5 protein-coding genes are annotated in these 5,874 nt (G+C 58.5%); all 5 read right to left on the minus strand.

Annotated features, from left to right (window positions below; genetic code table 11):
* Nucleotides 1-996 (minus strand): ABC transporter ATP-binding protein (locus EOA29_RS22335; RefSeq protein ID WP_145969741.1); only part of this gene is annotated, 996 nt, incomplete at its 3' end.
* Nucleotides 997-999: 3 nt separating this feature from the next.
* A complete protein-coding gene (locus EOA29_RS22340; protein ID WP_245468516.1) occupies nucleotides 1,000-1,926 on the minus strand; it encodes an ABC transporter permease in 927 nt (308 codons plus the stop codon).
* Nucleotides 1,883-2,827 carry an ABC transporter permease gene (locus EOA29_RS22345; RefSeq protein ID WP_127221554.1) on the minus strand — a complete coding sequence of 315 codons (945 nt, stop codon included), beginning with the start codon at nucleotides 2,825-2,827 and terminating at the stop codon, nucleotides 1,883-1,885. Before EOA29_RS22345 ends, EOA29_RS22340 begins: the two co-directional genes overlap by 44 nt.
* A gap of 28 nt (nucleotides 2,828-2,855) precedes the next feature.
* The gene (locus EOA29_RS22350; protein ID WP_127221556.1) at nucleotides 2,856-4,406 is read right to left on the minus strand and encodes an ABC transporter substrate-binding protein; all 1,551 of its coding nucleotides are present in this window, start codon (nucleotides 4,404-4,406) and stop codon (nucleotides 2,856-2,858) included.
* 567 nt (nucleotides 4,407-4,973) lie between these two features.
* Nucleotides 4,974-5,874: amidase (locus EOA29_RS22355; protein WP_145969742.1), on the minus strand; the 901-nt coding region annotated here is incomplete at its 5' end.

Below are 5,874 nucleotides of genomic sequence, written 5' to 3' on the forward strand. Positions count from 1 at the left end.
CGAAGGCGACATAGCAGGCGCGCTCTGTCTCGGGTCCAGCAGATGACACCGCGCGGAGTGCCCGTTTTCCAGGACGTGGGCTGCCGGCTCTTCGTGGCGGCAAGTATTGAAGACATTGAGGCAACGGTCCGCAAAAATACAGCCCGCCTGCCTGAACCGGAGATCCGGCAGATCGCCCGGAATGGTGGGCAGGTAGTGGCCGCGCTCTGTGAGTCTCGCGGGGTCGGACTTGATCAGCGCCTGCGTATAAGGGTGCGCCGGCCGAGCATACACCGCCCCGATTGGCCCACTTTCCACCACCTGGCCTGCATACATTACCACTACTTCATCGCAGAGCTCGGCGACCAGCCCCAGATTGTGGGATACGAGCATGATCGTGGTGTGAGTCTCCGCCTGAAGGCTGCGCAGCAGGTGAATTATCTGCGCCTCCATGGTCACGTCGAGAGCTGTGGTCGGCTCGTCAGCCATCAGGAGTTGCGGCTTCATCAGCAGGGCCATGGCAATGCCCATGCGCTGCCGCATGCCCCCGGAGAACTGGTGCGGGAACTGGTCGATGCGCTGCTCTGGATCTGGAATGCCTACACGACGCATCATCGCCAGCGCATGATTTATCTTCTGTGAACGGCTTTGGCCCCGGTTTCGGTACAGGACGTCGATGATCTGCTGCCGATAAGATTTGACCGGTATCTGCGAGGTCATCGGATCCTGGAACACGATGGATGCCTGCCGGCCGCGGAAGTCCCGCAGGGCGGCCTCGTCCAGGTCGCACAGGTTTCGTCCATTGAACAAGATCTCCCCGCCGACAATACGGCCATTACCCGACAGCAGCCGCGCGATCGACCAGATAATCGTGCTCTTGCCCGACCCGCTTTCGCCCACAATTCCGACGATCTTGCCCTGCGGCACGTCAAAGCTGACATCGCGCAGTGCCTTGATTGGGCCGTGCTTTGTGTCGAACTCGACGTCGAGATTACGGATTTGCACTAGCGGCGTCATCGCTCAGATCCCCTTCGCTAGCCGCGGGTCGAAGATGTCTCGCAGCGCCTCGCCCAGAAACGTGAACCCAAGGGTGGTGAGCACCAGGGGTATGCCACCGGCTATGATCGGCCATGGCGTCTGGCGGATCAGCAGATAGCCCTCGTTTAGGATGCTGCCCCAACTCGGGGTCGGTGGCAGCACGCCGAGGCCAAGGAAGCTCAGGCCAGCCTCGACCGCCACCACCACCGGTACATCCATAGCGGCCAGGATGAACATGGGACCGACCACGTTTGGCAGAATATGCCGCCACAGGATGCCGCCGAGCGTCACACCTAGCGAGCGCTCAGCAATGATGAACTCGGTGTTCCTCAAAGCCATAGTACTGGTCCGAACCAGACGCGCATACCCCGGGATCGTGGTGACGATGACGATGGCCAGGATAAGGTTCAGACTGGGCCCCAGCAACGCCACCGCGGCTAGCGCAATCACAATTGTCGGGAAAGAGCGGATCACGTCGAACAGCAACAGCAAAACATTATCAGCCCAGTGGGGCCCGTAACCCATCAGCATACCGAACAACAGGCCGAACACCATCGAAATCGATATGCCGATCGTGGCGAGGTAGAGCGCGACGCGCCCGCCATACAGCACGCGGGAGAATGTATCGCGCCCCAGCTGATCAGTGCCGGCGATGTGCCACCAGGTGGGACCGGATAACCGCGCTGGAATGTCCAGCGCGTTCGGATCATAAGGCGCCAGCAGCGGCGCCAAGATCGCGCTCGACAATAGTAGTAAAACAAGAACAACTCCGGTCAGGCCTTGCCAATTGCGGATCAGGCGACGCAGCTTATGCTCAGCATCTTTGTGAACAACTGCAACAGCCATTGCGGTGGGGAACGGGTTTTCAGAGGGAACTGCGGACACGGGGATCCAGCCAAGCGACCACAAGGTCTGCACCAAGATTGATCAACACATATACTCCGGTTGTGATGAGCACAGCGCCTTGAACGACAGGGAAGTTACGGTTCATGACCATGTCGTAGATAAGTTTGCCGACGCCGGGTCGGGTAAAGATGATCTCAGCGAAAGTGGCGCCGGACAGCAAGCCGCCGAAACCGATGCCGACTAGCGTGATGGTCGGCAAGATCGCTACTTTTAGCGCATACTGAAATACCACAGTGCCCCGTCGCAGGCCGAAGGCATAGGCGGCACGAATGTAGGTCTCACGTAATACCTCGACCATCGAGGCGCGCACCATCCGTGCAAGATACCCCACCCAACCTACCCCGACTGCGAAAGCCGGCAAAACAAGGTGGCACGCTTCGTCAGCAAGATTGCCTGGCTCTCCTGCGCCGATTGCGGGCAACCATCTAAGAATCACCGCGAAAATTAAGAGCGACCAGATCGAGACGAGGAAAGACGGAATGGCGATAGTGGCGACGGAAATTACGCCGGTCAGTCGATCAAACCAGCTGTCTGGCCGCACAGCAGAGATGCAGCCTAGTGGAATGCCGATCATCGCGGCCCATAACAAGCTGAGCGCGGCGAGAATCAGCGTCGAGGGCAGCGCCTCCAATACGATCCCGGTCACGCTACGGTTGGAGAACACATCAACACCGAGATTGCCGCTAACCACACGAAGCAAAAAGTTCCCAAACTGAACCGAGACCGGCTTGTCCAGGTGCATCTTCTCAGCATAGCGGGCGATAGCTTCGGGGGTTGCCCTGGGGCCTAGGGCAATCGTGGCCGGATCACCGGGGATCAAGTGCAGTAGCAGAAACAGTGCCAGAACCGCGCATAGGATCATGATGAGCGATAGACCAATGCGTTTGCATAGGTAGACCAACATGCCGAAGCCTCTGGTTTAAAGGTACGGGTTAGTCTGTGCCGAAGCTACGAAACAACATTCCATCCGGCACAACGTTGAGTTTGATATTCTTCCGGTGCACGAAAACCTCTAGCTCATGGTCGATCCATACATATGCGCCGGTATCCTCCATGATCTCCTGCATCCGAAGATATATCGACTCGCGTTTTTGCGGATCGCTTTCAGCCATGCCTTGCTTGTAGAGCGCATCGTATTCGTCACTCTTCCAGCGCTCCCAGTTCCACCGACCCACCTGATCGCTGGTGAACCACTGCGTCGCCTGCTGCGGATCGGGGTATGTGCCCCACCACATCAGCCACATCTGCAGGTTCTTGGGATCACCCTTCTTGTCATCGCCCATTTCCCAGAAGGGACCTTCATCCAGCGGTATCACTTTGACCGTGATGCCGACGGCGCCCAGCTGCGACTGGATTATCTGCGCGGCCAGCACTCGTTCCTGCTCGTTGAGGGTCTTCAGTTCCAGCTCCAGCCCGTTGACCCCTGCCTCAGCTAGCAGCGCCCTCGCCTTCTCTGGATCGTAGCTGTATTTCGTCTCCTTGCGGTGGCCGATCAGGCCCGGGGGGATGACGCCGTTCGACTTTTCCGCGGCACCGCCATAGGCGCCCTGGATGATCTGCTCGGCGTCGACCGTGTGCTGGATCGCTTTGCGCACGCGGATGTCAGAGAGCTTCGGATGCTCCGTGTTCATACCCAGCCACATAGAGGTTAGTGCGTCCGCGACGTGGACCTCGCTGTTCGCCGGCGGATTGTCCTTGTAGCGGGCGTAAGTCGAGGCGGTGATCCGAGTCACCGCGACCGCACCGGCTTCGAAAGCGAGGTCCGCCGCCGATGGCTCCGAGATGATGAGCGCGTCCACTTCCGCAAACGCCGGCTTCGGGCCTTTCCATTCCGGGTTCGGCCGCAGGGACAGCTTCTGCTTGGGCGTCCACTCGAACAGGTATGGGCCGCAGGTCGCGGGAAACTCTGTGGTGAACTTCTCGCCGACCGTCAGCATCGCGGCTTTGCAGAGGATGGCCACTGGGCCGCAGGTCAGACCGGGTACCGTAAACGGTGCAAAGGGTTGGCTGAGCACCAAGGTTCCGCTGTATTTGCCGGTCACCTCGACATGGTCCAGCGCTTTGAAACTTCCGCTCCAGTCGGTCGTCTTGATGCGCTCGTACGAATACTTGACGTCATCGGCGGTGAACTCGCCGTAGCCGTTCGTCCACGTAAAGCCAGGTTTCAGCGTGAACTCGTAATGGGTCGGATCGCGCTGCTCGAATTTCTCCACGTACACCGAAGGTTTCCAGCCGTAGACGCCTTCACTGATAGTGAGTTCCAGCAGCACCGGTAGCACGGCGTACTGTATCTCGTTATCCGGTGCTCCCCCCACCATGTACCCCGGGTCGAGATTGCCAATGTCTCTTCCAGTGCGAACAGTCAGCTTTGCCGCCTGCGCACTCGCGTCTTTCGCGAACAGCGGCAGACCACAGAGCGTCGAGCCGCCAACCATTGCCGAGGATGCCAGGAACATTCGTCTGCTGAGCTTATCTTTAACCATAGCGTTCTCCCATTATTTGTTTTGTGTTCATCAGCGCTCAACAGCGCCGCAGCAGGTTCTTGGTTCGAGCCTTAACCCGTACGGCGGTCATTCGGGGCGTCGGCTGCTCGCTTCTGTTGGTGCGACCAATTGGGGCCGATGAAGGCCCAGTCGGATGGCCTGACACCGGCCTAGCAGGCGATTTTGCATCAGCTAGCAGCCCCTCAGCTCCAATACTTCCGCCCCCTGCCTGCTCGCGGCAAAGCCTTGCCGGAGCCACCCATTCTTCACAAATCGTTCACCCAACGTACGCAAGCGAGGCGCGGCTTGTAAAATGAAAAGCATTCCCCTCCGGTAACCTGAGGTTACTATCGGAAGACAGTGGAACCCCCTACTCGCTGCCGCCTGCGCTGCATTCGAAAAATCGCTCCCGAGAGCAGCTTTGCTCATATCCTAAGCTCAACAACGTCCGAGGAACGTCTGCGATCTTCTTCGAATCCAAAATATGCGACTACTAGGGACAATGTTCCGGGGACGAATAGCGGCCTACGCCTCAGCAAGGCTATTCTTGCCCTTAGGATCCGCCAATCACACTTTTGTGGCATGACAAGGTGGCGTGCGACCCGCCCACGGCATTGCCTGTTCCAACTGACTGCCCAATGCGATCAGCAGATGCTCTTCTCCATGCCGCGCTCCCAGCTGCAAGCCAATCGGCAAGCCATTGGAGTGCATTGCAAGCGGCAGCGACAGCGCCGGCTGACCAGTCACGTTATAGGCGATCAGGAACTGGTAGAAAGGCTGCTCATAATCTAGGAGCTCTTTCGGCGTTGAGCCGATATCCATTCCGGTTGTGAAGTTAGGTTGAGCGACCTGGGCAGTGGTCGGCGACAGCCAGATGTCATAATCCATGAAGAACCGGCCAATTTCACGGCGTACGCGATTGAAGGCCGCTTGTGCAACAAAGAATTGACTTGCATCTATGCTTTTTGCGCCCTCATAATACACAAGTGTTGCACGTTCGAGCGTTTCCGGTCCGACCGTACGCCCCATCGACACCGCCAAACTATCGAGGCTTCGGTCGAACTGGAAGCACCAGATGTCAATACAGGCGCGATCGATGGCATCGAGATCGATCCGTGGTGCAGCCTCTTCGACATAATGGCCTAGATCGGAGAGCGTTCTTGCGGTGGTGGATACTGCGGCAGAGATCTCCGGATCTACCGGCGCATCCATGAGTGGCGCTGCCGAGAAAGCAATGCGCAACTTTTTGCCGTGCTCATCGCAATAAGTTGCGTACGGGCGTTCCGTAGCCCGAATGACATAAGGATCACCGGGCTGAGGCACAGAGAGACAGTCGAGCATCGCGGCTGTGTCGCGCATGGTTTTGCTCATGGCAAAGGCCTGCCCCATGCCGTGGAGGGAGCCGTCAGCATTGTCTGGACCCGCGGACACACGACCGCGCGACGGTTTCAACCCGACGGTGCCGCAC

It is taken from the genome of Mesorhizobium sp. M1E.F.Ca.ET.063.01.1.1, assembly GCF_003998155.1.
Classification (GTDB): domain Bacteria; phylum Pseudomonadota; class Alphaproteobacteria; order Rhizobiales; family Rhizobiaceae; genus Mesorhizobium.